Origin of the sequence: Limnochorda sp. L945t (assembly GCF_035593305.1) — a bacterium.
Taxonomy (GTDB): Bacteria; Bacillota; Limnochordia; order Limnochordales; family Geochordaceae; genus Carboxydichorda; species Carboxydichorda subterranea.
Genome location: NZ_CP141615.1, coordinates 1,727,213 through 1,750,768, shown reverse-complemented (window position 1 = coordinate 1,750,768; position 23,556 = coordinate 1,727,213). Strand labels below are relative to the sequence as shown.

At 68.4% G+C, this 23,556-nt stretch carries 23 protein-coding genes, 3 tRNA genes and 1 pseudogene; 17 read left to right on the top strand and 10 right to left on the bottom strand.

Going from position 1 to position 23,556, the window contains the following annotated elements; genetic code table 11:
* Positions 1–108 precede the first annotated feature (108 nt).
* Both groL and groES read right to left on the bottom strand, forming a co-directional pair.
* Complete coding sequence (groL, locus tag U7230_RS08225) at positions 109–1,728, bottom strand: chaperonin GroEL (protein WP_324715366.1); 1,620 nt, start codon at positions 1,726–1,728, stop codon at positions 109–111.
* Between the two features lie 32 nt (positions 1,729–1,760).
* Positions 1,761–2,057 (bottom strand): co-chaperone GroES, encoded by a 297-nt coding sequence (gene groES, locus U7230_RS08220; protein ID WP_324715365.1) that lies wholly within the window; start codon positions 2,055–2,057, stop codon positions 1,761–1,763.
* 153 nt (positions 2,058–2,210) lie between these two features.
* Between groES and arcC the strand changes: the two genes are divergently transcribed.
* The 4 genes from arcC (at position 2,211) to U7230_RS08200 (ending at position 6,245) form a co-directional block, all read left to right on the top strand.
* A complete protein-coding gene (arcC, locus tag U7230_RS08215; RefSeq protein WP_324715364.1) occupies positions 2,211–3,158 on the top strand; it encodes a carbamate kinase in 948 nt (315 codons plus the stop codon).
* 27 nt (positions 3,159–3,185) lie between these two features.
* Positions 3,186–4,115 (top strand): malate dehydrogenase, encoded by a 930-nt coding sequence (gene mdh, locus U7230_RS08210; protein ID WP_324715363.1) that lies wholly within the window; start codon positions 3,186–3,188, stop codon positions 4,113–4,115.
* Positions 4,116–4,219: 104 nt separating this feature from the next.
* On the top strand, positions 4,220–5,077 hold the full coding sequence (locus tag U7230_RS08205; protein ID WP_324715362.1) for a phosphosulfolactate synthase: 858 nt from the start codon (positions 4,220–4,222) through the stop codon (positions 5,075–5,077).
* Between the two features lie 67 nt (positions 5,078–5,144).
* Positions 5,145–6,245: an Mrp/NBP35 family ATP-binding protein gene (locus tag U7230_RS08200; RefSeq protein WP_324715361.1), complete on the top strand. Its 1,101-nt coding sequence runs from the start codon at positions 5,145–5,147 to the stop codon at positions 6,243–6,245.
* Here the strand turns inward: U7230_RS08200 and ligD are convergent.
* Genes ligD through ku form a run of 3 tightly spaced genes read right to left on the bottom strand, consistent with a single transcriptional unit; the run spans position 6,227 to position 9,013 of the window.
* Complete coding sequence (gene ligD / locus U7230_RS08195; RefSeq protein ID WP_324715360.1) at positions 6,227–7,168, bottom strand: non-homologous end-joining DNA ligase; 942 nt, start codon at positions 7,166–7,168, stop codon at positions 6,227–6,229. The genes U7230_RS08200 and ligD overlap by 19 nt on opposite strands.
* Positions 7,165–8,220, bottom strand: a complete 1,056-nt coding sequence (locus tag U7230_RS08190) for an ATP-dependent DNA ligase (protein WP_324715359.1) — start codon at positions 8,218–8,220, stop codon at positions 7,165–7,167. Before U7230_RS08190 ends, ligD begins: the two co-directional genes overlap by 4 nt.
* The gene (gene ku / locus U7230_RS08185; protein WP_324715358.1) at positions 8,165–9,013 is read right to left on the bottom strand and encodes a non-homologous end joining protein Ku; all 849 of its coding nucleotides are present in this window, start codon (positions 9,011–9,013) and stop codon (positions 8,165–8,167) included. The genes U7230_RS08190 and ku overlap by 56 nt, the downstream gene beginning before the upstream one ends.
* 130 nt (positions 9,014–9,143) lie before the next feature.
* Between ku and greA the strand changes: the two genes are divergently transcribed.
* From greA to U7230_RS08160, 5 genes are all read left to right on the top strand, one after another.
* A complete protein-coding gene (gene greA / locus U7230_RS08180; RefSeq protein ID WP_324715357.1) occupies positions 9,144–9,641 on the top strand; it encodes a transcription elongation factor GreA in 498 nt (165 codons plus the stop codon).
* Positions 9,642–9,809: 168 nt separating this feature from the next.
* Positions 9,810–11,264, top strand: coding sequence for an ISLre2 family transposase (locus tag U7230_RS08175; RefSeq protein ID WP_324715356.1), 1,455 nt, complete (start codon positions 9,810–9,812; stop codon positions 11,262–11,264).
* A 122-nt stretch (positions 11,265–11,386) separates the two neighbouring features.
* Positions 11,387–11,461 (top strand) — tRNA-Val (locus tag U7230_RS08170).
* 25 nt (positions 11,462–11,486) lie between these two features.
* Positions 11,487–11,563 (top strand) — tRNA-Asp (locus U7230_RS08165).
* A 189-nt stretch (positions 11,564–11,752) separates the two neighbouring features.
* Entirely contained in the window at positions 11,753–12,547 is a 795-nt protein-coding gene (locus U7230_RS08160; RefSeq protein WP_324715355.1) for a VIT1/CCC1 transporter family protein, read from the top strand.
* A 58-nt stretch (positions 12,548–12,605) separates the two neighbouring features.
* Here the strand turns inward: U7230_RS08160 and U7230_RS08155 are convergent, their stop codons facing one another.
* The 3 genes from U7230_RS08155 to U7230_RS08145 form a co-directional block, all read right to left on the bottom strand.
* Positions 12,606–13,343 (bottom strand): CBS domain-containing protein, encoded by a 738-nt coding sequence (locus U7230_RS08155; RefSeq protein ID WP_324715354.1) that lies wholly within the window; start codon positions 13,341–13,343, stop codon positions 12,606–12,608.
* Between the two features lie 38 nt (positions 13,344–13,381).
* Positions 13,382–13,762: a hypothetical protein gene (locus U7230_RS08150; protein WP_324715353.1), complete on the bottom strand. Its 381-nt coding sequence runs from the start codon at positions 13,760–13,762 to the stop codon at positions 13,382–13,384.
* A gap of 145 nt (positions 13,763–13,907) precedes the next feature.
* A complete protein-coding gene (locus tag U7230_RS08145; RefSeq protein ID WP_324715352.1) occupies positions 13,908–15,098 on the bottom strand; it encodes a glycerate kinase family protein in 1,191 nt (396 codons plus the stop codon).
* Positions 15,099–15,195: 97 nt separating this feature from the next.
* Here U7230_RS08145 and U7230_RS08140 point away from each other — a divergent pair.
* Positions 15,196–15,271: transfer RNA gene (locus U7230_RS08140), tRNA-Phe, on the top strand.
* 415 nt (positions 15,272–15,686) lie between these two features.
* Here the strand turns inward: U7230_RS08140 and U7230_RS08135 are convergent.
* Positions 15,687–15,917: a hypothetical protein gene (locus U7230_RS08135; RefSeq protein ID WP_324715351.1), complete on the bottom strand. Its 231-nt coding sequence runs from the start codon at positions 15,915–15,917 to the stop codon at positions 15,687–15,689.
* 147 nt (positions 15,918–16,064) lie between these two features.
* Here U7230_RS08135 and U7230_RS08130 point away from each other — a divergent pair, with 147 nt between their 5' ends.
* The 5 genes and pseudogenes from U7230_RS08130 (at position 16,065) to U7230_RS08110 (ending at position 18,580) form a co-directional block, all read left to right on the top strand.
* Positions 16,065–16,610, top strand: coding sequence for a Uma2 family endonuclease (locus U7230_RS08130; RefSeq protein WP_324715350.1), 546 nt, complete (start codon positions 16,065–16,067; stop codon positions 16,608–16,610).
* Positions 16,611–16,676: 66 nt separating this feature from the next.
* Positions 16,677–17,062 (top strand): annotated as a pseudogene (locus tag U7230_RS08125) (carboxymuconolactone decarboxylase family protein); the annotation flags it as partial.
* Positions 17,063–17,246: 184 nt separating this feature from the next.
* Positions 17,247–17,933, top strand: a complete 687-nt coding sequence (locus U7230_RS08120; protein ID WP_324715348.1) for an SAM-dependent methyltransferase — start codon at positions 17,247–17,249, stop codon at positions 17,931–17,933.
* Positions 17,914–18,117, top strand: a complete 204-nt coding sequence (locus tag U7230_RS08115) for a hypothetical protein (protein WP_324715347.1) — start codon at positions 17,914–17,916, stop codon at positions 18,115–18,117. Before U7230_RS08120 ends, U7230_RS08115 begins: the two co-directional genes overlap by 20 nt.
* 196 nt (positions 18,118–18,313) lie before the next feature.
* Positions 18,314–18,580, top strand: coding sequence for a transposase (locus U7230_RS08110; RefSeq protein WP_324718264.1), 267 nt, complete (start codon positions 18,314–18,316; stop codon positions 18,578–18,580).
* Positions 18,581–19,248: 668 nt separating this feature from the next.
* Here the strand turns inward: U7230_RS08110 and U7230_RS08105 are convergent.
* Positions 19,249–20,568, bottom strand: coding sequence for an ISNCY family transposase (locus U7230_RS08105; protein WP_324715346.1), 1,320 nt, complete (start codon positions 20,566–20,568; stop codon positions 19,249–19,251).
* 450 nt (positions 20,569–21,018) lie between these two features.
* On the opposite strand from U7230_RS08105, the gene U7230_RS08100 reads away from it, so the two are divergent.
* Positions 21,019–21,441, top strand: coding sequence for a PIN domain-containing protein (locus U7230_RS08100; protein WP_324715345.1), 423 nt, complete (start codon positions 21,019–21,021; stop codon positions 21,439–21,441).
* Positions 21,442–22,406: 965 nt separating this feature from the next.
* Positions 22,407–23,528: an IS110 family RNA-guided transposase gene (locus tag U7230_RS08095; RefSeq protein WP_404980492.1), complete on the top strand. Its 1,122-nt coding sequence runs from the start codon at positions 22,407–22,409 to the stop codon at positions 23,526–23,528.
* The last annotated feature ends 28 nt before the right edge of the window (positions 23,529–23,556 follow it).

Here is a 23,556-nt window from a genome sequence, read left to right as displayed (position 1 = left end):
TGAAAAAGGGAACAAACCCAGCCGCAGGATTCCACGCGCAAGGGGCCGGCCCCTGCTCGCGGGGCCGACCCCTCTCGGACCCGAAACGGCGTCGCCACTCCGCCGGAATCAGTAGTCCATGTCGCCGCCCGGCGGATAGTTGGGCTTCTTCTCCTTTTCGGGGATCTCCGAGACCAGCGCCTCGGTGGTGAGCACCATGCCCGCGATGCTGGCGGCGTTTTCGAGCGCCGTGCGGGTCACCTTGGCCGGGTCGACGATGCCGGACTTCACCATGTCGACGAACTCCCCGGTCAGGGCGTTGAGGCCCCAGCCCGGCTTCTCGTTGCGGATCCGCTCGACGATCACGGAGCCCTCGAGCCCGGCGTTGAACGCGATCTGCCGGGCCGGCTCGAGCAGCGCCCGCTTCACGATGTTGACGCCGACCAGCTCGTCGCCGCTGGCCTCGACCTTGTCGACCGCCGGCAGGATGTTGATGTAGGTGACGCCGCCGCCGGGCACGATGCCTTCCTCGACCGCCGCGCGGGTAGCGTTGACGGCGTCTTCAATCCGGTGCTTCTTCTCCTTCAGCTCGGTCTCGGTCGCCGCACCGACCTTGATGACCGCCACGCCGCCCGCCAGCTTGGCGAGCCGCTCCTGCAACTTCTCCCGGTCGTAGTCGGAGTCGGTCTCCTCGATCTGCTTCTTGATCTGCTCGACGCGGCCCTGGATCTTGCGGCGGTCGCCCTGGCCCTCGATGATGGTGGTCTTCTCCTTGCCCACGCGGACCCGGCGGGCCCGGCCGAGCTGATCCAGGGTGACGTTTTCGAGCTTGATGCCCAGGTCCTCCGACAGGAAGGTGCCGCCCGTGAGGATGGCCATGTCCTCCATCATGGCCTTGCGCCGATCGCCGAATCCGGGCGCCTTGACGGCGCAGCAGTTGAGGGTGCCCCGGATCTTGTTGACGACCAGCGTCGCCAGCGCCTCACCCTCGACGTCCTCGGCGATGATCAACAGCGGGCGGCCGGCCTGGACGACCTTCTCCAGCAGGGGCAGGAGGTCGTGGACGTTGGAGATCTTCTTCTCGTGCAGCAGGATGAACGGATCCTCGAGCTCGGCCTCCATCGCCTCGGGGTTGGTGACGAAGTACGGCGAGATGTAGCCCTTGTCGAACTCCATGCCCTCGACGACTTCGACCGTGGTCTGGGTGCCCTTGGACTCCTCGACGGTGATGACCCCGTCCTTGCCCACCTTGTCCATCGCCTCGGCGACCAGGCCGCCGATTTCGGGGTCGTTGCCCGCGATGGAGGCGACGTGGGCAATGTCATTCTTGCCCTCGATCGGGATGGCGATCCGCTTGATCTCGTCCACTGCAGCGGCCACCGCGCGGTCGATGCCCTTCTTGACCAGCATCGGGTTGGCGCCCGCGGCCACGTTCTTCATGCCTTCGAGGACGATCGCCTGGGCCAGGACCGTGGCCGTGGTCGTGCCGTCACCGGCGATGTCGTTGGTCTTGGAGGCGACCTCCCGGCAGAGCTGGGCGCCCATGTTCTCGTACGGATCCTTGAGCTCGATCTCCTTGGCGACGGTGACGCCGTCCTTCGTGATCACGGGCGACCCATACTTCTTCTCCAGCACGACGTTGCGGCCCTTGGGGCCCAGCGTCACCTTGACCGCGTTGGCGACGGCGCTGACGCCCCGCTCCAGGGCCCGGCGCGCCTCTGCCTCGAACGCGAGTTGCTTGGCCGGCATACCTCTATAACCACCCTCTCACGTCGCGTGGCTCACTTTTCGTTGTGGATGGCGAGGATGTCACTCTCCCGGAGGATCAGGTACTCCACTCCGTTGAGCTTGACTTCGGTGCCCCCGTACTTGGCGTAGATGATCCGGTCGCCGACCTTGACCTCGAGGGGCACTTTCTGGCCGTTTTCCAGCAGCCGTCCGGTGCCGACCGCGATCACCTCGCCCATCTGGGGCTTCTCCTTCGCGGTGTCCGGTAGTACGATACCCCCTTTGGTGCGTTCCTCTTGCTCGATGGGCTTGACGAGCACCCGATCCCCGAGTGGACGGATGTCCGGCATCCCTTTCCCCCCTCTACGACTCCAGCGTGGATGTTGTTAGCACTCGGCGGCGGTGAGTGCTACCGGACAATCAATATAAACCGGGCACCGGCATTGTCAAGAGGAAACGATGCAGGATGGCCCATCCAGCGATGGAATACTACCGGTGCAGCCATGCAGTCGTGGATGATCGTGGTGGCGCTCGGGGGCAACGCCATCCTTCGCCCGGGGCAGAAGGGCACCGCCGCCGATCAGCGTCACAGCCTGCGATCCACCAGCCGGCAACTGGTGCGCCTCATCCAGCGGGGTCACCGGGTGGTGGTGACGCACGGCAACGGCCCGCAGGTGGGTGCGATCCTGCTGCAGCAGGAGGCAGGCCGCAGCGCCGGCGTCCCTGCGATGCCGCTCGACGTCTGCGGGGCAGAGAGCCAGGGGCTGCTCGGTTACCTGATCCAGCAGTCGCTGTACAACGAGCTGGTACGGGCCAACATCGAGAAAAGCGTCGTCACGCTCGTGACCCAGACGGTGGTCGACTCCGAGGATCCGGCCTTTTCCCGTCCGACCAAGCCGATCGGCCCGTTTTACGACGCCGCCGAGGCCCGGCGGCTGGCGGCGGAGACAGGGTATCATTACGTGGAGGACGCGGGGCGCGGCTGGCGGCGGGTCGTGCCGTCGCCCGACCCGAAGGCGATCGTGGAAGCCCAGGTCATCCGGGACCTGGTGCAGCAAGGGGTCATCGTGGTGGCCGCCGGAGGAGGGGGGATCCCGGTCGTACGGGATCCCGAGTACCGCATCCTGGGTGTCGAGGCGGTCATCGACAAGGATCTCGCGGCGGCGCGGCTGGCCGAGCAGATGCACGCGGATCTGCTGGTGATCCTGACGGACGTCGACGCGGTGTACCTGGGGTATGGCACGCCCCAGCAAAGGCCGGTAGCGCAGATGACGGTGGCGGAGGCCCGCCGGTACCTGGAGGCGGGCGAGTTTGCCTCGGGGAGCATGGAGCCGAAGGTGAGGGCCTGTGTTCGCTTCGTCGAGGCCACGGGCAAGCGAGCCACCATCTCGGCGCTCGAGCGCCTGCAGGGGGCCGTAGCCGGTGCGGCAGGTACCTCGGTCGTGCCGTGAGCAAAGCACAAGGGGGGCTGTTGGGCAATGCGCGCAAAGGTCAGCATCGTCGGGGCTGGGAATGTGGGTGCTACCACGGCCCACTGGCTGGCGGCCAGGGGGATGGCGGACCTGGTGCTCGTCGACGTGGTGGAAGGCTTGCCCCAGGGCAAGGCGCTGGACCTGCTGGAGGCGGCGCCGATCGCAGGCTTCGACCTGCGCATCGTGGGCAGCAACGGTTACGAAGAGATCCGGGGCTCCCAGGTGGTCGTGATGACCGCCGGCATCGCTCGCAAGCCCGGGATGAGCAGGGACGATCTTCTCAAGACCAACGCCGGCATCCTCGAGGAGGTCGTGCGCAACGTCAAACGTTACGCGCCCGACGCCTTCTTGATCGTGGTCAGCAACCCGGTGGACGTGCTGACCTACGCGGCCTGGAGGTACACCGGCTGGGAGACCCGCCGGGTGATGGGGATGGCGGGGGTGCTGGACTCGACCCGCTTCCGCACCTTCCTGGCGATGGAGCTCGGCATCTCGGTCAAGGACGTCTCCGCCTTCGTCATGGGCGGCCACGGCGATCAGATGGTGCCGCTCGTGCGCTACTCCTACGCCGGCGGCATCCCGGTGGAGAAGCTCATCCCGAAGGAGCGCCTGGATGCCATCGTGGAGAGGACCCGCAAGGGAGGCGGAGAGATCGTCAACCTGCTCAAGTCGGGCAGCGCCTACTACGCTCCGGGCGCGGCGGTCGCCGAGATGGTCGAGGCGATCCTGCTGGACCAGCGACGCCTGATCCCGGTCATCGCTTACCTCGACGGCGAGTACGGGCACCGCGACATCTACGTGGGCGTCCCGGTGATCCTGGGCGGGAACGGCGTGGAGCGGGTCGTGGAGATCGAGCTGACCCCTGAGGAGCAGGAGGCATTCGCCCGTTCGGTGGAGGCGGTGCGGGGGCCGCTCGAGACCCTCGCGCTTCCGTAACGCCGTCCGCTTCGGGGAGCTTCCGGAAGCCCCCTTTCCCCGGGGCCACGCAGTCAGGCCATGCATACACTGCCGGAGCCGGGGAAAGGGGGTTTTCGTCAATCGTGGCGCGCGTCGCCAGCCGCTGGGAAGGCCCGCCTTCCGACGGGTTGTGGAAACCGTGTTTCGCCCGGGTCGACGGCTCGTGGCCTCCTGCGAGGGTCACGGGCGGCGTGACCATGGTGATCGACAAGGGGGTGCCCCCCGCTTACTTCCTGGATCTCCTGGAGATGGCCGCTCCCCACGTGCAGCTCTGGAAGCTGGCTTTCGCCTCCGCCCTGCTCTACCGGCCTGACGCCGTGTTGGCCAAAGTGGAAGCCGGCAGGGCCATGGGGGTCGAGGTCTACGCCGGGGGCACGCTCCTCGAGCTGTCCCGAGTGCTGGGGGACCCCGAGGAGGTGCTGGCCCATCTGAAGCGCCTCGGCTTCGCCTGGGTCGAGGTCTCCAACGGCACCTTCGATTTGGGGGTGGACGAACGCCTGGCCCTGATCGCGTCGGCGAGGGAGCAGGGCTTCCGGGTCCTCACCGAGGTGGGGAGCAAGGACCCTGGCCGGCCCTTCCGCCCCGAGGACGCCGCCGAGCAGGTCGAACTCGACCTGGATGCGGGCGCCGAGTGGGTCATCATCGAGGCGCGAGACTCGGGCCGCGGGGTGGGCATCTTCGACGAGGAGGGCCGCCTGCGGGTAGCCGAGTGGCAGCGCCTGGCCCAGCTCCTCTCCCGGCCGGGCCGGGTGATCTGGGAGGCCCCGGGGGTCGAGCAGCAGCGAGAGCTGCTGTTGCGCCTGGGACCCGACGTGGGCCTGGGCAACGTGCAGGTGGGCGACGTCCTGACGCTGGCTGCCATGCGGTGGGGGCTGCGGGCCGACACGTTGCGCCCGTGGGCCGCCGCGTTGACGCCCGGTTGCACCGCGGATAACATGTAACGCGGTTAACTATTTGGCCTGCCACTCGTCGCGTACGGGAGACGGGCAGCCGGGAGGCGTTGGGTCGATGGTGAGCCGGGAGCAGGTGATGGAGGCGCTCCGGACCATCCTGGACCCGGAGCTCCGCCGCAGCATCGTCGATCTCGACATGGTGAAGGACGTACGAATCCAGGACACCCGGGTGGAGGTCGACGTGTTGCTCACCGTCGCCGGCTGCCCGCTCCACCGCGAGATCGAAAGCAGCGTGAAGGCCCGGGTCGGGCAGTTGCCGGGGGTCGAGGAGGTCCATGTTACCCTGGGCGAGATGACGCCCGAGCAGCGCCAGGCCCTGGTCAACCGCCTCAGCGGGCGGCGCCAGGCGCGCTCGTCCATCCTCGATCCGGCCTCCAACACCCAGATCATCGGGATCTCCAGCGGCAAGGGCGGCGTCGGCAAGTCCACCGTGACGGCCAACCTCGCGGTAGCGCTCGCCCGCCTGGGACACCGGGTCGGCGTGATCGACGCCGATATTTACGGGTTCAGCATTCCCCGGATTCTGGGGCTCAAGGGCCGGCCCATGGTCATCGAGGGGGCGCTGGCTCCCCAGACGGCCCACGGCGTGCAGGCCATCTCGATGGGCTCGCTGGTGGACGAGGAGACGGCCGTCATCTGGCGGGGTCCCATGCTGATGAAAGCGCTGGAGCAGTTCCTCAAGGACGTCCTGTGGGGTGACCTCGACTACCTGCTGCTCGACATGCCCCCGGGCACCGGCGACATCGCCATCAGCATGTACCAGCTCATCCCTCAGAGCTACCTCCTCCTGGTGACCACCCCGCAACCCGTGGCCTCGGTGGTGGCCCGCCGGGTGGCCAAGATGGCGGAGAAGACCAACCAGACCGTGGTCGGCGTCATCGAAAACATGGCCTACTTCATCTGCCCGCACTGCGGCCACACCGAGGAGATCTTCGGCCGGGGAGGCGGCCAGCAGATCGCCGAGGCCCTGGGCGTGCCGCTGTTGGCCCGCTTGCCGCTCGACCGTTCCCTGCGGGAGTCGGGTGACGAGGGCCAGCCGCTGGCGGCGCTCAAGGACGACCGCATCGGGCAGGCGTTCTTGGAGGCGGCCCGGGCGCTGCACGAGCGTTTGGCCGAGGTGGAGCCCACCGGCGTGCCCTACGTCCGGGTGCCCTGAAGCCCCGGCACCCTCTCCAAGAAAGCGTCCAGCGAACAGGGCCTGCCGAGGGCCTCGAGGAGCGGGTCGCGCCGGCCCGGCAGCCACTGCGTCACGTTGGCGATGGTGAACGCACGGGGTTGGGCCGTCTCGAGTTCGTCCCACGTGAGCGGCATGGAGACCGGGGCTCCGGGCAAGGGGCGCGGCGAGTACGGGGCCACGACGGTTTTCCCCCGCAGGTTCTGGTAGGGGTCGACGTAGACCCGGCCATGGCGGCGGCGGACCAGGCGCTCGTCGGTGACCCGGTCGGGGAAGACCTCGCTCAGCGCCCGGCCTACCGTCGCCGCGAAGCGGCTCGTCTGCTCGTAAGTGTAGCGGCGCCGGATGGGGATGCAGACGTGGACGCCGGTGGCCCCGGAGAGCTTGGGCACCGAGGGTACGCCGAGCCGGTCGAGCGCCTGCCTGACCCAGAAGGCCACCTTCCGGCTCTCCTCGAAGGAAGCCGGCGGGTCCGGGTCGAGGTCGATCACCACGAGGTCGGGATGTTCGGGGTCGTCCACCCGGGACATCCACGGATGGATCTCGATCGCCGCCAGGTTGCCGAGCCATGCCAGGGTCGCCGCGCTATCGGCGAGCACGTAGTCGATGGCGCGCTCCTCGTGGGCCAGCCGGGCCGTTTGGACCCAGGCGGGGCGGGGCCAGGGCGCCTGCTTCTGGTAGAAGGAAGGGCGCTCGATGCCCTCGGGGTACCGGGTGAGCACCAGCGGCCGTCCTTCCAGGTGGGGCAGCATGAGCGGCGCCACCCGGACGAAATAGTCAATCAGGTGGGCTTTGGTGAGCCCCTCTCGTGGCCAGAGCACCCGGTCGAGGTGGGTCAAGCGGAGCTCTCGCCCGTCCACCCGGACGCGGCCGGCCGGAGCACCCTGGCCGGCGGGCGGGCTCATGACCGCTCCCCCTGTGGTTCGCCGCCCGGCTCGACGTCCACCAGTGAGGCGTGGCGGAGCCACCCGTGCTCCGTGCGGTCGAGGTAGCGGACCCGCACCTGCAGGCGCGGGGCGACCCAACTCACCTTGGGCCACGGATCCCGCCGCCGCCAGGGAGCCACGGGGGAGGGCATCATCGGGACGACCAGGTCCGGGTCAGGGGCGGGCAGGCGCAGAGGTTCGAGCGCCCGACGCAGGTGGCGCTGGCGGGCCGGCGAGAGTCCGGAGCCCACCAGGCCGGCGAGCTGCCACCTGCCGTCGTCGCGCTCGGCCGCGACGGCGATCGATCGCATCCCCTCCCGGCCGTCCGGGACAAAGCCGGCCACGCACATGACCTCCTCGGCCCATCGCTTGATCTTGAGCCAGTAGGGGCTGCGACGCCCCTCGAGGTAAGGGCTGGTGCGGAGCTTGGCCATGACGCCCTCGAGGTCGAGACGCTCGGCCTGCTCGAAGAGGGTACGCCCTTTCCCCACGACCGCAGGGGAGAGCAGCAGGGCGGATGTGCCGGCCATGGCCTGCTCCGCCCACCGTTCGAGCCGGCGCCGCCGCTCGTCGAAGGGGCGTCCCCGCAGGTCCTCCCCGTCGAGGTAGAGCAGGTCGAAGACCATGTAGGTGGCCGGCCGGCGGCGGGCCGCCTCCGAGGCCCGCAAGGGGCTTCGCACGAGGCTGCGTTCGAGGATGGCGGTGAAGTCGGGGCGGCCAAGTTCGCCGCTCGCCACCAGTTCGCCGTCCAGCACGCAGCGGTGATGGACCCCAATGGTATCGAGGGCCTGCGTCACTTCGGGGAACTGCCATCTCCAGCGCACGCCCCTGCGGCTCTGAAGCCAGCACGGCTCCCGTCCCGCTACGAACGCGATGGCCCGCAGGCCGTCCCACTTGGGTTCGAACCAGTACCGCGGCGAGTCGAAGGGGCGGCGTGCCAGCTCCGCCAGCATGGGGCGCACGGTCCGGGGCATCTCAACGCCCGGAGCGTGCCCCTGCGACGCGCCGTCGCCCGTCCTTGCGCGTGCCATCCGGGCTCCCGTCCGTCTGCTGCAGGCTCGCCTTCAGGGCCTCGACCAGGTCGGCGACGGGGGGCGGCTGCTGGGCCGGAGCTTCGACGACGGCCTTGCCGGTGAGCTTGCGCTCGATGAGCTCGGTGAAGGCCTCCCGGCGGCGGCTCTGGTAGCGCCGGGGTTCGAAGGCGGTGGTGAGCTGCCGCACGAGCTGCACGGCCATCTCCCGCTCGCGTTCGGTGGGTTGGCTGCCGGAGGGAAGCTCGACGACCTGGTCCGGGGCCCGCACCTCGTCGTGGAAGCGCATGGTCTCCAGCGTCAACACGTTGCCGGAGGGCCTCAGGGCGGCCAGGCTTTCCCGCCGGCGCAGCGCCATCCGGGCGACGGCCATGCGCCCCGTGCTCTGCATGGCCTCAACCAGCAGCCGGTATGCCCGTACGGCTCCTTCGGCAGGCTCCAGGTAGTAGGGACGCTCGAAGTAGACCGGGTCGACCTCGGCGAGCGAGACGAAGTCCATGATCTGCACCGTGTGGCCTTCGGGCAGCGGCAGGGCGTCGAGCTCCTCCTCGGTGAGGGGTACGAACCGGCCGGGCGACACTTCCCACCCCGACACGACGTGCTCGGGCTGGACCTCCGTATCGCAGACCGGGCACCACTTGCGGTACTCGATGGGGGAGTGACACCGGTCGTGGAGCTGGCGCAGGTGGATATCTTTGTCTTCGGTGGCCGCATACACCTTCACCGGGATGCTTACGAGGGCGAAGCTGACCGTTGCCCGCCACAGGCTGCGGAAGGGGCCCACTTCGTTCACGTCCCTTCGTGCTGGCGTCCGGTCGTTCCGGACGCCGCTCGCCGCCCATCCTATGCGCCGGGAGGAAACCACACCTCTCCGGGCGAAGAATGCCCGTGAAAACGGTTGAAGAAACCAGGGGAGGCGCGACATGTTGGAGGAGGAGCTCGTCCTGACCCCGGAGGGGGCGCGCCGCCTTCGTGAAGAGCTCGACTTCCTCCGGCTGGTGAAGCGCAAAGAGGTGACCCAGCGGATCCGGGAGTCCCTCGACTTCGGGGATGCGTGGGAAAACCCCGAATATGAAGCGGCAAAGGCCGAGCAGGCCTTTGTCGAGGGCCGCATCGCGGAGCTGGAGAAGACGCTCAAGACGGCCAAGGTCCTGGACCCCCGGCAGGGCCGGGTCGATGCCAGGCAGAGGCTCCAGGTACGGCTGGGAAGCCGCGTGAGGCTGCGGGACCTGGGATCGGGCCAAGAGGAGTCGTACGTGATCGTGAGCTCGGCCGAGGCGGACCCAGGCGAGCACCGGATCTCCATCCGATCGCCGGTGGCCCAGGCGCTGCTCGGCCACTACACCGGCGACGAGGTGACGGTGGAGGTGCCGGCCGGCACCTTGCAGTACCGGATCGAGGCGGTGGAGGAGCCCCAGTAGGGCCCGCCCGCCGAGGGCGCCGGAGGGCGCCCTACGCGTAATGTTTAAGTGGGGAGCTGACAGGACCCGGTAGGAGAGCCAAACCCCTCCAGCCCTGGGCTGGAGGGGTTTGGAAGCCGGGAACGAAAAGACCCCGCCCAGAGCAATCCCCTATGGGAGGGCGGGGTCGTGGTGGAAGCTGAGTTCATTCTACCGAGGACGATCCGGTCGTTCAAGGATCTGGAGCGCTTCGTCTGGCAAGTGGTCCGCCAGGCGGTGGCAGAGGCGATGGAGGCGGCCTGCCGGGGACTGGACGAGGTCGTGAAGGGGCCGGGGCCGGGGTGGGAGTCCGTCGGCTACCAGCGCCGGACGGTGATGGGCTTGGGTGGGGTCGAGTACCGGTTGGTGCGGCGGGTGTACCGGCGGCGGGCAGCCGATGGGTCCTGGGAGTACCGATGCCCGCTGGACAAGGCGTTGGGGCTGCCGGCGGAGGAGCGCTTCAGCCCTCTGGTGCAGGAACGGGCGGTGGCGCTGGCGACCCGGATGTCGTTTCGCAAGGCGGCGCAGGTGCTGCAAGACGAGGGGATACCGGTGAGCGCCCAGACGGTGCATCAGTGGGTGCAGGAGGCCGGTGCCGCTCGGGAGAGTCAGGAGCGGGCGGCCACGGAACGCATCGCGGCGACCGGCGAGCTCCCGGCCAGCGAGGGGCGGTCGGCGACGGCGGTGGTGGTGGAAGTGGACGGGGTCTGGTTGGCGCTGCAGCGGGCGAAGGCGAAGCGGTGGGAGTTCAAGGTGGGCGTCATGCACGAGGGCTGGGTTGCGGAAGATCCGCGCGGCCGCCGGTTTCGGCTGCAGGGCAAGCAGGCCTGGGGTGGGGATCTGGAGACGGAGCCGTTCTGGGAGCGGGGTTTTGTTCGCTTTACGAGCCGTTATACGCGGGGTCAGGTGCAGCGTCTGGTGGGCAACAGCGACGGAGCCGCTTGGGCCCAGGCGGGCCGGGAGTGGCTGGGCATCGAGGAATGGCACCTGGATCCCTTTCACCGCAACGAGGCGCTGGAGCGGGTGCTGGGGTGGGAGACGCGGCTTTTGCGCCGGGCGCAGAAGGCGGCCCGGCGGGGGGACTGGGCCGCTCTGGAGGGGGTTTTGGAGCAAGCCAAGGTCCACCCGGACCGGGCCGTCCCGGTGGAGGCTATCGAGCAGGTAAAGGCCTACCTGGCCGCCCATCGGGAGGGGTTGGTGGACTGGCGGCGGATGGGCCGGCCGCTTCCCCGCGTGGCCCGGAGTCTGGGGGCGGCGGAGCCGACGATCCGGCATCTGATCAACGCCCGGATGAAACACATCGGGGGCGGCTGGTCGCGCCGGGGAGCACACCACATGATCCTGTTGCGCTGCCTGGGCCATGAGCAGCGTCTGGAGAGTTGGCTGGCGGAATGGACGGCCGGGGTGTGGCAGGCGACGAGCTGCGCTCCGGTGTTGCAACGCCTGGCTCGCCATATCCGCCGCCGGGTCGTGGAGGGGGCAGTCCAGCAGCGACTCCAGGCCCACGTTCCCCTGCTGAGCCATCCCGAAGCTCGACGTAGCGCCCTGGGCGATGAGCTACGGCGACGTTTGAGCCCCCGGGTGTGGTGGGCGGCGACGGTGTGAAGGTCGGGCGGGGTTGGGAGCCCACCGGGACTTGACAGCTACAGGGCGCCTCTTGCCTTGACACCGGCGGCGGGCGTGTGGGATAATCCGTGCGGCAGGCGGGGGCTTCGACCGGCCGCCGTGGGCGGATAGCTCAGCGGGAGAGCGCCTCCCTTACAAGGAGGAGGTCAACGGTTCAAGCCCGTTTCCGCCCACCATTTCGTGACCGGACATCGGATTTGCGGGGCCGTGGTGTAGCGGTTCAACACGCCGGCCTGTCACGCCGGAAATCGCGGGTTCGAATCCCGTCGGTCCCGCCACTTCAAGCCCGCAGCAAGACAGGTGCCCGCCCGGCGGGCGGGCGCGTGGCGTTTCGACCAGATGGCGGGAGACCGGCGACATCCGCCCGGCGGCGGTGGCGCCGGTTTTTCGTTGGGACCTCCCCCGGGCGAGCAAGACTGTGAGCCGGCGACGTGGAAGCATGCCGGACAGAGGGGAGGCTCCACCGGATGAGCCGGCTGCAGCAGGCCCGCCGGGCCTACGAGCGCGGGGACGTCGAGCAGGCCCGCCAGGCCCACGACACCCAACGTATCCGCACTTCCGCCGTCGAGCCGCATCAGCAGGAGCAGGGCCGCTACCTGGCCGAGATGGTGTACGGCGCATCGGACGGGATCGTCACCACCTTTGCCGTCGTCGCCGGCGTGACGGGCGCCGCCCTGTCGCCGGGCGTGGTGCTCGTGCTGGGACTGGCCAACTTGCTGGGGGACGGCTTTTCGATGGCGGCGGGCGCCTACCTGAGCGGCCGGTCCCAGCAGGACTACGAGCGCAAGGAGCGGGAGCGGGAGGCCTGGGAGATCGACCATTTCCCGGAGGGGGAAAGGGAAGAGATCCGGGAGATCTACCGGGCCAAGGGCTTCGAGGGGGAGGCGCTGGAGTACGCCGTTCGCACCATCACCTCCGACCGCGAGCGCTGGATCGAGACCATGATGCGAGAAGAGCTCCACATCCTTCCGGAGCGCAAGGATCCCCTGCATGCCGCCCTTGCCACGTTCGTGGCCTTTGCCATCGGCGGGGCGGTGCCGCTTCTCGCCTTCGTGCTGGCGGGCCTGTGGGAAGGCCTGAGGGCCCGGTCGTTCGAGGTGGCGGTCGTGCTCACCCTGTTGACCATGTTCGGGGTGGGGTCGGCCCGTTCGCTCGTGACGTACAAGCCCTGGTACCGGGCCGGCCTCGAGATGCTGCTGGTCGGAGGCCTGGCGGCCGCCATCGCTTACGCCGTGGGCTACTTCCTGGGAGGGCTCGCCTGAGCCCCTTGCCGCCCCTGCCGGTCAGGGGCAGGCTCCCCCTGGAGCAGGAGGTGCCGCCCTATGACGGTGGGACGGCGTCTTCGGCCACGATGGCGATGGCGTCGGTGGGCGTGACGATCCCGAGCGGCGGCTGGTCGGGGTCGCCCGTCTCGGTGATGAGCACGGCGTCGAGGCGCAGGCGCCCCTGCCTCAGGTGGCTCTCGAACATCTCCCGTACCTCGGCGACCGTGGCGCGGCGTGAGACGAAGGCGACCGTGCTACGCTCGGGCACCTGGTGGAGGACGTCCTTGAGAGGCACCTCGAGCAGCCGGGCGAAGTCGTGGTCGAGCCGGGCGGCGATCCACCGGGCCATCAGCCCGTCGGTCAGCAGGCCCTGGAACGCGGCCCCCCGGTAAATGGGGAACTGAGAGTACCCGGTCTTGTGCATGGCCTCGATGGCGTCGGCGAACGGCTGGTCGTCCGTGAGGCTCACCACCTGCCGGGCAAAGCGGGGGAGCACCAGCTGCGGGTGGGTCAGGTGGTCGTAGATGCGCTGCAGGGCGCGCACCGCCTCCGGGGAGGGGCGGGCCACCGGGATGGTGAGCGGCGCGTGCACCAGCATGTTGCGCAGTTCGTTGAACGCCCGCAGCTCCTGTTCGAAGCGGCGCACCACGGCGTTGTGGTCGCGGGCGCGTGCGACGAGGCGCGCGAAGCCCTCCTCCCGGCCGCCGGCCAGGCGACGCAGGATGCCCTCGATGCTGAAGAAGAGCGACAAGAACGCCTGAGTGTCGGTGTCCATGCGCGCCTCGGTGTCCACGCTCTTGGCTCCCCGCCTTTCGCTTCCGCCTGCGTCGCTCAGGGTGCGAGAGCCTCGCCCCGCAGCACCGGCCGGCCATCCCGAACGATGCGAACGGCCCGCACCTCTGCCAGGGCGACGGGGAGATCCCCGTCGAACCCCCAGCGTCCCCGGCCCGTGACCCGCAGCATTCCCGCGCCCAGCACCCCGCCGTTCCGGAGCTCGATTTCGACCTGATAAGGGCGGTCCGGGGACGCCGGTTCCAGCCACGCGGCCAGCAGGTGCAGATGCGTGACCTGCGAGGACGAGACCACCAGCCCCGATACGCCCCGGGTCGCCGCGGGGGCAGCCGGCCCACCGGGCAACGGGAGCACGGGGACGAGCAGGATGGGCCGGCCGGGATACCGCTCGCTCAGTTCGCCGCCGATCAGCGCCGCCATGGCGTCCTCCCAGGCAGGCCCGGCCCGGCCGGGGATGGTCGAGGGCCAGCGGAGCACGACGAACAGCGCGATGGCGAGGGTGGCCAGCGCGCCGTACGCGATGGCGATGACCAGGCGGCGGTCCAGGGGCCGATCGCCCCGGGGGTCACGGGAGCTCGTGGGCAGCGACCTCCGTTCGAGGCGGCCGGCGGCTCAGCCACCGGCCCAGGCGCCACGCGGCCTGCTCCAGCAGCCTGTGCGCGCCCCGGATGGCTTCGTCCAGCGGCATGGGGCCCGGGACGATGGAAAAGACGCTGTCCAACCCGCAGGCATCCAGGACGGCGTCGTCGACCCCCTCGCCGATGGCACCCACGAGGGCGATGGCGGGGATCCCGAGCCGCCGGGCGAGGCGGCCCACCCCCGCCGGGGTCTTGCCGAAGGGCGTCTGCCGGTCGAGGGAGCCTTCTCCCGTCACCGCCAGGTCTGCGCCCTGCAAGCGACGCTCGAGACCGACGGCCTGGATGACCAGCTCCACGCCGGGTTGCAGGCGCGCGCCACAAAAGGCCACGAGCCCGGCGCCGAGCCCACCGGCGGCTCCCGCCCCGGCGAGGTCCGCCACGTCGACCCCGAGGTCACGGCGGATGACGGCCGCCAGGTGGCGCAGGTTGTCGTCGAGGGTGCGTACCATCGCCGGGGTCGCCCCCTTCTGGGGACCGAAGACGGCCGCTGCCCCCTCCGGCCCGACCAGGGGGTTGCGGACGTCGCACGCTACCAGGATGGTGGTCGAGCGGAGGCGGGGATCGATACTCGAGAGGTCGATGCGCGCCAGGCGATGAAGGGCTCCGCCGCCGAAGTCGATGGGCTGGCCCTCGTCGTCCAGCAGCCGAGCGCCGAGAGCCTGGGCCATGCCGGCGCCGCCGTCGACCGTCGCGCTGCCCCCGATGCCGATGAGGATACGGGTGGCGCCGGCGTCGAGGGCGGCTCGCATGAGCTGGCCCGTGCCGTACGTCGTGGTCACGAGCGGGTTGCGCCGAGAAGCCGGCACCAGGGGCAGCCCCGAGGCCGCCGCCATCTCGATGACCGCGGTCTGCCCGTCGCCGAGCATCCCGAAGCGGGCCTCGACCGGCTCTCCCAGCGGGCCCGTGACGGTCTCGGTCACGTACCGGCCCCCCGTGGCCTCGACGAGCGCCTCTACCGTGCCCTCACCGCCGTCGGCCATGGGGACGGTCTCGACGCTCAGGCCGGGCATGGCCCGCGACAGCCCCCGTGCGATGGCCTCGGCCACCTCCCGGGCGGAGGCACTGCCCTTGAACGAGTCAGGAGCGACGACGACGCGGCGCGGCCAGGCAGCTTGCACCGTAGGACACCGCCTCCCGCCGGACCAGTTCGCTGCACGCGCCGCCCGACCCTTGCCAAAGTGGGGTGTGGCCCGTAAAATAGGGTCGTCCTGCGGTGCCGAGATAGCTCAGTTGGTAGAGCACGGGACTGAAAATCCCGGTGTCGCCGGTTCGATTCCGGCTCTCGGCACCATTTTTTATGCGGGTTTGCGGGATCGGGTCTGGAAACCAGCTACCAAAAATCCAGCTGATAGCCGAAAACTAGCCAAAAACTGCCGACGGTCAGGAGGCCTACCCCTCTTCCTTCGTGACGGCGTCCGGCCGGCGGCGCACCACCTCCGGCGGCTTCACCTTCGCCACAGGATTGTATGCAATCAGCTCCATTGCGGGAGGAAGTATTGGTCAAGGAAGTCCGCCAGCCGCAGCTTTGACGGTTCGGTATACGTGCCGGCGGCGAGCTGCGCTAGGATCTCGGCTTTCCTCCACGAGTCCCGTCCGTGGCGGCGCAGCTTGGACGCTATCTTCCTCACCTCCCTACGCGGTCGCCGGCCCGTCCCGCATACCGGCTCGGGCCGCCGACCGATGCCCGGTAGCCCGAGGATGCGGCTCTACGGGGCCGCTTCCTCCAGCCGCCGCCGCAACGCGTCCCGGATGACCCGGTACTGGCGCTGCCCGAGGCGGATGACGCCGGGGAGCGAAGGTAAGAGCTCGTAGGCTCGGGTCCGGTGCGCCCGCAGGGTCTGGCCCACCTCCGGCCATACCTTGAGCAGCGACGGTCGGAAGGCGGCGGGGGGTTGCGCGGCAGGCACCGTGGTGCCCTGCAACGGTCCGCGGTGCATGAAGGGTACCCCGTGAGGGGTACCCCTGATCCGCGACGCGGCGGGCTTTCTGTGTCGGATGCGCCAGGTCAGCTCACCCTGTCGGGCAGACCTTGGCCTCGGGGGCAGCCGTCCAGATGGTATACTGAACGTCGGGAGGGGAAGCCCATGGCGACGCGGACGCTGTTGACCGCCGATGACCTCCTGCGGCTCCCCAGGGACGGTAAGCGCTACGAGCTGGTGAAAGGGGAGCTGGTGGAGATGGCCCCGCCCGGCGGAGAGCATGGGGAGATCGCCGGTCGCATCGCCGCGCTGCTTGGAAGCTTTGTGCTCCGCCAGGGTCTTGGTGGAGTGCTGGTAGAGGCCGGTTTTCTTCTGGCCCAGAACCCCGATACCGTGCGTGCCCCAGACGTGGCCTTCATCGCCCGCGAGCATCTGCCAAGCCCTCGGCCCAAAGGCTACTATACCATGCCCCCTGACGTCGCCATCGAGGTCCTGTCACCGAACGACACCTTTCGCGAGGTGCAGGAACGCATCGAAGCCTGGCTGTCGGCGGGGGCGAAAAGCGTATGGCTGGTCGACCCGGACCGCCGCCGGGTCATGGTCTACGCCCATCCCCACCGGCCGCAGGTCTTCGAGGCGGCCGATACTCTGGCCGACCCGGCCATACCAGGCTTCTCGGTGCGGGTGGCCGATCTTTTCCCCGAGGTGTGAAGGAGCTCGCACCGCCGCCAGCAGACCCTGGAGGGCCTTTGCGGGTCCACGGGAGTGGCGTTTTTGCGGGCCCTCGCCGAGCTGAAAGCGGCCACAATGACACACTGCGAGTATTGCATCGACATGGGCTCGCAGGTTGCGCGACGGTGGGCCTCAGCGACAAGGAGCTACTGGCGCTGCCGTTCTACCGAACCAGCGACCTCTTCAACGAAATTGAGAAGCTCGTCCTCGACTACGCGGTCGCCATGAGCCGAACGCCTGTAGCGGTATCCGATGAACTCTTCGCCAAGCTGCGCACGCATTTCGACGACGCGCAGCTGGTGGAGCTCACGCACGTGATCGCTTTGGAGAACATGCGAGGCCGGTTTAACCGGGCGCTCGGGGTCGGCTCGGCTGGTTTCAGCGAAGGCATGGTGTGCGCGGTGCCGGTCGATGCCGATGCCATCAAATGACAACCGCAAAGTGCCGTCGGATGGACGTTGCGTCTTCTCATCGCCGCCAAAGAGCGGAACGATGGGGCGGCAGCGAACGGCGTGGCCTCACTTCGACGGCTGTCCAGCATGCCCTGGCATGGTTCGCCGTAGCCGCGCGATGCATCGCGAGTGAGTTTGTGGGGATCGTAAAGGAGGACGGCTCGTGAGCGGACAAAACGTCGGGAACACTGCGCTCGGCGCTGCGACGTGCCGCCTCATCGAACAGTATCAGCCGAAGCATTTCCGACTGTTTGTCGATCCGGTCGTGGGCGACTTGGTCGGCGGGCTCATCCGAACGTTGATGCGATCAGCCTGGATGCGCAGGGTTGCGGTTAGGCGGATGGAAGGCATGTTACCAGGGCTCTACGGTGCCCAGGTATGCCGCACGCGCTACATAGATGATGTCGTGCAGTCCGGCACAGGCCACGGTATCGACCAGCTGGTGCTCCTGGGCGCCGGGCTCGACACCCGGCCCTACCGCTTGCCCGGTGTAGGCGGCGTCACTGTGTTCGAGCTCGACCTTCCGGCGCTACAGGTGCGCAAGCAGGCCCGGCTCCGCAATTGTCTGCGCAGCTTGCCGGACAACGTGCGGTTCGTCCCTGTCGACTTCGACGTGGATGATTTGGGCACCATCCTGGCCAAGGCTGGGTTCGACCGTTCGCGGCCGGCCGTCTTCGTTTGGGAAGGCGTCACGCAGTACATCACGGAGGCGCGTGCGCAGGACGCTGACCTTCGTGGGCGGCTGCGCCACAGGCTCTATCCTCGTGTTCACCTATGTCCTACGAAGCGTCGTCGAGCGCCGGTCACACGTTCCTGGAGCCGATGCGCTGATGGACTACTTGACCGCTAAGAACCGGGCACCCTGGATCTTCGGCCTCGAGCCGGGGGAGCTGCGTCCCTTCGTCGAAACGTATCACCTGGGCGTCATCGAGGACGTGGGAAATCGAGAGTACCAGACGCGCTATCTCTCACCGCGGGGACGGTCCCTCTTAGTGACCGATGCCGAGCGCGTCGTCCACCTCGTCCGCGCGTGAGCGGATTACACGCTGCAGCTCAAGCCAAGGCGTCAGGGCGCGGCGGCCCCTACATGTGTCCATCCTCCTCCTGGAGAGCCGAGTGGCCGCTGCCGTATGCCAGCGCTGCGAATGAGGGACGGGCCCGGGGCGAGTTCATGGGTTAGCGTCAGAAGCGTGGTGAAAAAGTCGGGGTCCGAGCAGGTATTCGGGGGCGATGGGTGAACCCTCCTTCCAGAAGGGTTCGGGCTCGGGGGGCAGCGTCGTGATCGGGAAGACGGGGCCACACGCGGACCTCTTCCAGATGGTGAGCCTGGAGGAGCTGGTGCCGCCCCACTACATCCTGCGCCGCATCGATGCGGCGGTGGACTTCTCCTTCATCCGCCAGCAGGTCGCCGACAAGTACGACGCCGGGGGCCGGCGTGTCGTGGCGGGCATAGCCGACGACTTCCGCACCAGTTGGCGGTTCTTCTGCTCCACGTAGGGCTGGTCGTTCTTGCGGTATGGGCGGCCCCGTTCGAACCGCAGGCCGTGCTCGCGGGCAAAACGGATCAGGTGGTGGCTGAGGAACTCGGAGCCATTGTCCGTGTGCAGGGCCCAGACCGGGTACGGCCACTCCCCCAGCACGGTGCAAAGAGCGTCGAAGACGACGCGCTGACTGCGGCCTAGCACGGCCCGGCGCAGAGCTCCCCATGTGCTGCCAACGCTCGGCCGTGGCCAGCAGGACGGGATGCAGGCGTTCGGCGCACGGGTAGTCCAGGGCTTCCCAGACCAGGCGAATGGCCGCCAGGCTCTCGGTGTACTGCAACGGGCGCCAACGGCGGACCGGCGGGCGAGCCGCCGCCGGCGGCTGACGCAGGCAACGGATGGCGTGTTTGCGGTGATAGCCCAGGGTGGCGACTACCTCGTCTATGATGGGGGCCTTTTCCTGACGGCTTCGGCGCATGGCGTAGCGTCGCTGCATCTCGATCAGGTACTCCCGTCGGCTGCGAAGGGACATGGGCACCTCATCCACCCTTCGGTAACATTCTTAGATGGGTGAGCCAGTGCCCTTTCGGTAGCATCTTACGTGGGTGATCGCGCCCGATGTCAAGGGACAGTGACTTTGTCACCCTTTCGCACGTTCATGGGGACCGAGATTATGTCATCCCGCTAAGTGTACAGAGCGGGGGAGCGTGGGACGCGCATGTCCTTGAAGGGCCGGCGCCACGGGTGCGTGGCTGGCGAGCGAGGGGTAGGGCGGGGCGATGGCGGCGGGGCCGTCACCGGTGTGGGGTTAGGCAGTGGTGGGGGCGTAACGACGTCCAGTTCCTGCAGGGTATAGACCTGGCCGGCGTAGAGTGCGCGTCGCACGCCGTCCAGGCCGGTCAGTACGGTGACCGTCCGGCGGGGCGTCAGGGGCACCACGTGGCGGTGCGCATCCAGCAGCTGATAGGTCTTGCCCTGGAAGCTGATCGTGGAGCCGGCGGAGGCCTTGCGCGTCTCCCGCAAGGCCAGGATAGTGAGAAGCTCATGGGCATTGGGGGCAGGACGGAAGGCGGGCTGGGGGTCTTTCGGGGCGACCGCAAAGCGGCGGTTGAAGCGTTCGATGAACCCGGGCAGGAAGTGGTTGGCATCGTCCAGGGTGCGGACGCGGGCAATGCGCAGCTCGGTTACCAGGCGGCTTTGGAGGGTTTGCCAGAGGCGTTCGATGCGGCCTTTGGCTTGGGGGGAACGGGCCGGGATATGGACGATCCCGAGGGCCTGCAGGGCCTGACCGAACTGGGTCAGTGGGATCGTCTGGCCAGCCAGTTCCTCGTCGATGGACAGCCGGCCCTGCTTGGGGGAGAAGAACAGGGTGTGGCGGTCGGAGTAGAGGCGCACGGGCACGCCGTGGTGCTGGAGGATCTGGCGGAGGACCTGGAGATAGCCCATCAGTTGCTCGGTGAGGAGAAACCAAAGGCCCAGAATCTGACTGGTGGCATCGTCGATGGCCCCATGCAAGCAGAGGTGAGGACCGCGGTCTTCCAGCCAGGCAAACGGGCTGGCGTCGACCTGGACCAAGGCGCCGGCTTGGGGCATCCGCTCCCGGGAGCGGCGCCGGCGGGCCGCTTTGTGGGTATGGGCCAAGGGAATCCCGGCCGCCTTGAGGATGCGGGCGATGGTCTTGGCACTGAGATGGACCTGATGGTACTCGGCCAGGAGTTCGGCCATGTGCTGGCAGCTCGCATCCCGGTAGACATCCAGCGCCAGACCCAGGACGGTTTGGCGCACGGCGTCGGGGACCGCATGGCTGGGTCGGCGGCCGCGGTTTTTGTGGGCCAGGATGGCAGCCCCGTGCTGGGCGAAGGCGTGCTTGAGACGTAGGACATGGCGTTCGGACAGTCCGAGGGCTTGAGCTCCTTCCCATACCGTGATCTCGCCTTTGAGCAGACGCTCGAGCACGGGAATGCGCTGGGCCTCGTCGGGACGCAAGAAGACGTCACCCTTCATGGGGACGAGACATTCGCCAGGGCGGGCGTCGGCCCCGGGGGGCACCCCCCGGGGCCCCACCCCGGGCCCCCTCCGGTCATCAGGGGGGTGACAAAATCTCAGTCCCGTTCACGGGGTGACATTATCACTGTCCGGCGACATGGGTGATCGCGCCCGATTGACGGTATGCGCGAGGACGCGTATACTCGATACGCGGGGTGAGCGCAGTGACTCCCAAGACAAAGCGGGTGACTATCACGGTCCGTGCAGACCTGCTAAGCGAGATTAGGAGGCAAGCGCCGAACCTCAGCCAGTTCTTCTCCGACGCCGCTTCAGAGTATCTGAAACGAACGCGTTTTCGCGCGGCACTCCGGGAGAGCGCGGGCGCATGGAAGGTGGCGGACCACCCCGAGCTGACCGGGCCGGAGAGCGTCGCGGCGTATGTAGAGGGCCTACGGCGGGAGTGGTTCCGTGAAGGTTGATCTCCGCCTTCCTCCGCCTGCCCGGGTTCTCGTCGACACGTCGGTTCTGGTCCTTCACCTGCGGGGCGACAGCACCGGCGAGGTCTTACTTTCGTGGGCGGCTACCCTGGGCATCCCCTTGGTTTCCCCTCTGTCCGTCCTCGAGATCACTCAAGCAATGCAGCCGCACGAGGAGCCCTCGACCCGCTCGCTGATTGAGTCCCTCGAAGAGGTCCCGTTCGACGGCAAGATCGCGTGGCAGGCAGGCTCGATTCTGCAACGCCTTCGGCGGCGTGGCATCACCATACACCTTCCCCACGCGGCCATCGCCGCATCGGCCATGGCCAGGCAGGCGGCCGTACTGACGCATAATGCCCGGCACTTCGAGCACGTGGAGGGTCTGGTCGTTCTTGACGCCATGGGAGTTCACTGAGGACCCGCGGAAAGCCCGACTTGTCTTCGCCGCTATGGTTACCAGCCCCAGGCTACCCCGGTAGCAGGGTCGCGAGCAGCGCGACGCGGTCGGCCTCCCCGTAGGGAATGATGTCGCCGTCGGACCGCTCGGCCCACGCAGGCTCTGCGTGCGACAGGCGACTCATGTCGTGCCTCCCGCTCTTTGAGCACTTCAGGGAGGGGATCTCGAGCGTAGCTTGAGCGTCGGGATCTCCAGGAGGCCCCCCCCCCGGCTAGCCGGGGGGGGCGTGGTACCCGGGCCTACGGCAGAACCGACGACGATGCGCATCACCATCCCGTACATCTCGTGGGGAGCGCACCAGATGTCGTATACGCCCGGCACTCCGGGGCGACGCGACCGCTGCACTTCACGCCTACGGGCGCCTCCTGGCTCAACATGGTGGAGATTTGGTTCGGGATCCTTGCGTATTCCGACGAAATCGACCACCCGTTACGATTCATGCCGTCCACTCGTTCCGATTCATGTCGTCCACCTGTTACGACGATGGCGACCACCGAATCCGGGGTGCCGGTCAAAGTGGTCGGCATGTTTCGCAAGCGGTGGTCGGCTTGCTCCGGAATCGCTGGTCGGCATGAATCGTATCCGGTGGTCGGCATGGATCGCATGCGGTGGTCGGTTTGGGTCGTACTCCGCATCCTGCAGAGCCAGGCTTTGCGCCGGGGCAACTTTTACGACGTCGACATGCTGGTCGCCCACCATCCGGCGATTCATCGAAGCCTGGAAGGAGGATGCCAAGCCGTTTGTCTGGGTCAAGACCCCCGATCAAATCCTGGCCAAAGCCAGGGCGCGAGAGCGGTGATTTGAAGAAAACGCACTTCCGTTACGCGACACTAGTTACGATGAACGAGGCCGGCCCCCGTTCACGACGAACGTAGGTTACGTCCCCAGGGGGACGCAGAGCTACACGTGAAGGGAGCCGGCAAATGGATTCTATCATGAAGTTCGTGGGTCTGGACGTGTCGAAGGAGGCCATCGCGGTGGCCGTGGCCGAGCGGGGGACGGCCCCGGCCCGGTACCTGGGGAGCGTGCCCAACACCCCAGAGGCGGTGCGTAAGCTGGTCCGGCGCTTGGGCCAGCCGGAGGGGTTGTTGACTTGCTACGAGGCAGGGCCGACCGGCTACGGACTGTATCGGCTGTTGACCGGGCTGGGGGTCCGATGCGTGGTGGTGGCCCCATCGCTCACTCCGGTGCGGCCCGGCGACCAGGTGAAGACCGACCGGCGGGACGCGGTGCGCTTGGCGCAGCTGCTGCGAGCCGGCGAGCTGACGCCGGTCTGGGTGCCCGGCGAAGAAGAAGAGGCGCTGCGGGATCTGGTGCGGGCCCGGGAAGGCGCCAAGCGCGACTTGCGGCGCGCCCGCCAGGAGCTGACCAGCTTTTTGCTGCGCCATGGCGTACCGGCACCCAAAGGGACCACCCGGTGGTCCCGGATGTTCATGCGCTGGCTGGACACGCTGAGCTTCCCCCACCGGGCCACCCAGGTGGCCTTCCAGGAGTACCTGCATGCCGTGCACGAGTTGCAGGCCCGGGTCGAACGCCTGGAGGCCGAGATCCATGCGATGGCCACCGAAGGTCGGCACGCACCGGTCATCCAGGCCCTCCAGGCGCTCCGAGGGGTGCAAGAGGTCACGGCGGTCACGCTGGTGGCCGAGATCGGGGAGTTCTCGCGTTTTCGAAGCCCCGCTCAACTCATGGCGTATGCGGGCCTGGTGCCGCGGGAGTTTTCCAGCGGGGCGCAGACCCGGCGCGGGGGCATCACCAAGACCGGCAATGCCCACGTGCGCTTTGTGCTGGGGGAGGCGGCCTGGGCCTATCGGCACCGGCCCGCCGTCAAGGCGCCCTTGCGGGCCAGGCAACAGGGGGCCGACCCCGAAGTGCTCCGAGTTTCCCTCAAGGCGCAGGAACGGCTGCATCGCAAGTACTGGCGCCTGCTGAGCCGAGGAAAGGCTTCGGCCGTCGCCGTGACCGCCGTAGCCCGAGAGCTCTTGGGGTTTGCCTGGGCCATTGCCTGCCACGTGGAGGCGCAGCGGAACGGGGTGGTAGCCTGACCTGACGATCCGGAGGCAAGCGGCGGCG

Excerpts from the sequence above, each read along its gene's own strand:
- U7230_RS08135 (WP_324715351.1), bottom strand. The coding sequence starts at position 15,917 with ATGCACCGCGGACCGTTGCAGGGCACCACGGTGCCTGCCGCGCAACCC.
- U7230_RS08115 (WP_324715347.1), top strand. The coding sequence starts at position 17,914 with ATGGACTACTTGACCGCTAAGAACCGGGCACCCTGGATCTTCGGCCTC.
- greA (WP_324715357.1), top strand. The coding sequence starts at position 9,144 with ATGTTGGAGGAGGAGCTCGTCCTGACCCCGGAGGGGGCGCGCCGCCTT.
- U7230_RS08190 (WP_324715359.1), bottom strand. The coding sequence starts at position 8,220 with ATGGCACGCGCAAGGACGGGCGACGGCGCGTCGCAGGGGCACGCTCCG.
- U7230_RS08150 (WP_324715353.1), bottom strand. The coding sequence starts at position 13,762 with ATGGCGGCGCTGATCGGCGGCGAACTGAGCGAGCGGTATCCCGGCCGG.
- U7230_RS08110 (WP_324718264.1), top strand. The coding sequence starts at position 18,314 with ATGGGTGAACCCTCCTTCCAGAAGGGTTCGGGCTCGGGGGGCAGCGTC.
- U7230_RS08105 (WP_324715346.1), bottom strand. The coding sequence starts at position 20,568 with ATGAAGGGTGACGTCTTCTTGCGTCCCGACGAGGCCCAGCGCATTCCC.
- groL (WP_324715366.1), bottom strand. The coding sequence starts at position 1,728 with ATGCCGGCCAAGCAACTCGCGTTCGAGGCAGAGGCGCGCCGGGCCCTG.
- arcC (WP_324715364.1), top strand. The coding sequence starts at position 2,211 with ATGCAGTCGTGGATGATCGTGGTGGCGCTCGGGGGCAACGCCATCCTT.
- mdh (WP_324715363.1), top strand. The coding sequence starts at position 3,186 with ATGCGCGCAAAGGTCAGCATCGTCGGGGCTGGGAATGTGGGTGCTACC.
- U7230_RS08095 (WP_404980492.1), top strand. The coding sequence starts at position 22,407 with ATGGATTCTATCATGAAGTTCGTGGGTCTGGACGTGTCGAAGGAGGCC.
- U7230_RS08200 (WP_324715361.1), top strand. The coding sequence starts at position 5,145 with ATGGTGAGCCGGGAGCAGGTGATGGAGGCGCTCCGGACCATCCTGGAC.
- U7230_RS08130 (WP_324715350.1), top strand. The coding sequence starts at position 16,065 with ATGGCGACGCGGACGCTGTTGACCGCCGATGACCTCCTGCGGCTCCCC.
- groES (WP_324715365.1), bottom strand. The coding sequence starts at position 2,057 with ATGCCGGACATCCGTCCACTCGGGGATCGGGTGCTCGTCAAGCCCATC.
- U7230_RS08160 (WP_324715355.1), top strand. The coding sequence starts at position 11,753 with ATGAGCCGGCTGCAGCAGGCCCGCCGGGCCTACGAGCGCGGGGACGTC.
- ligD (WP_324715360.1), bottom strand. The coding sequence starts at position 7,168 with ATGAGCCCGCCCGCCGGCCAGGGTGCTCCGGCCGGCCGCGTCCGGGTG.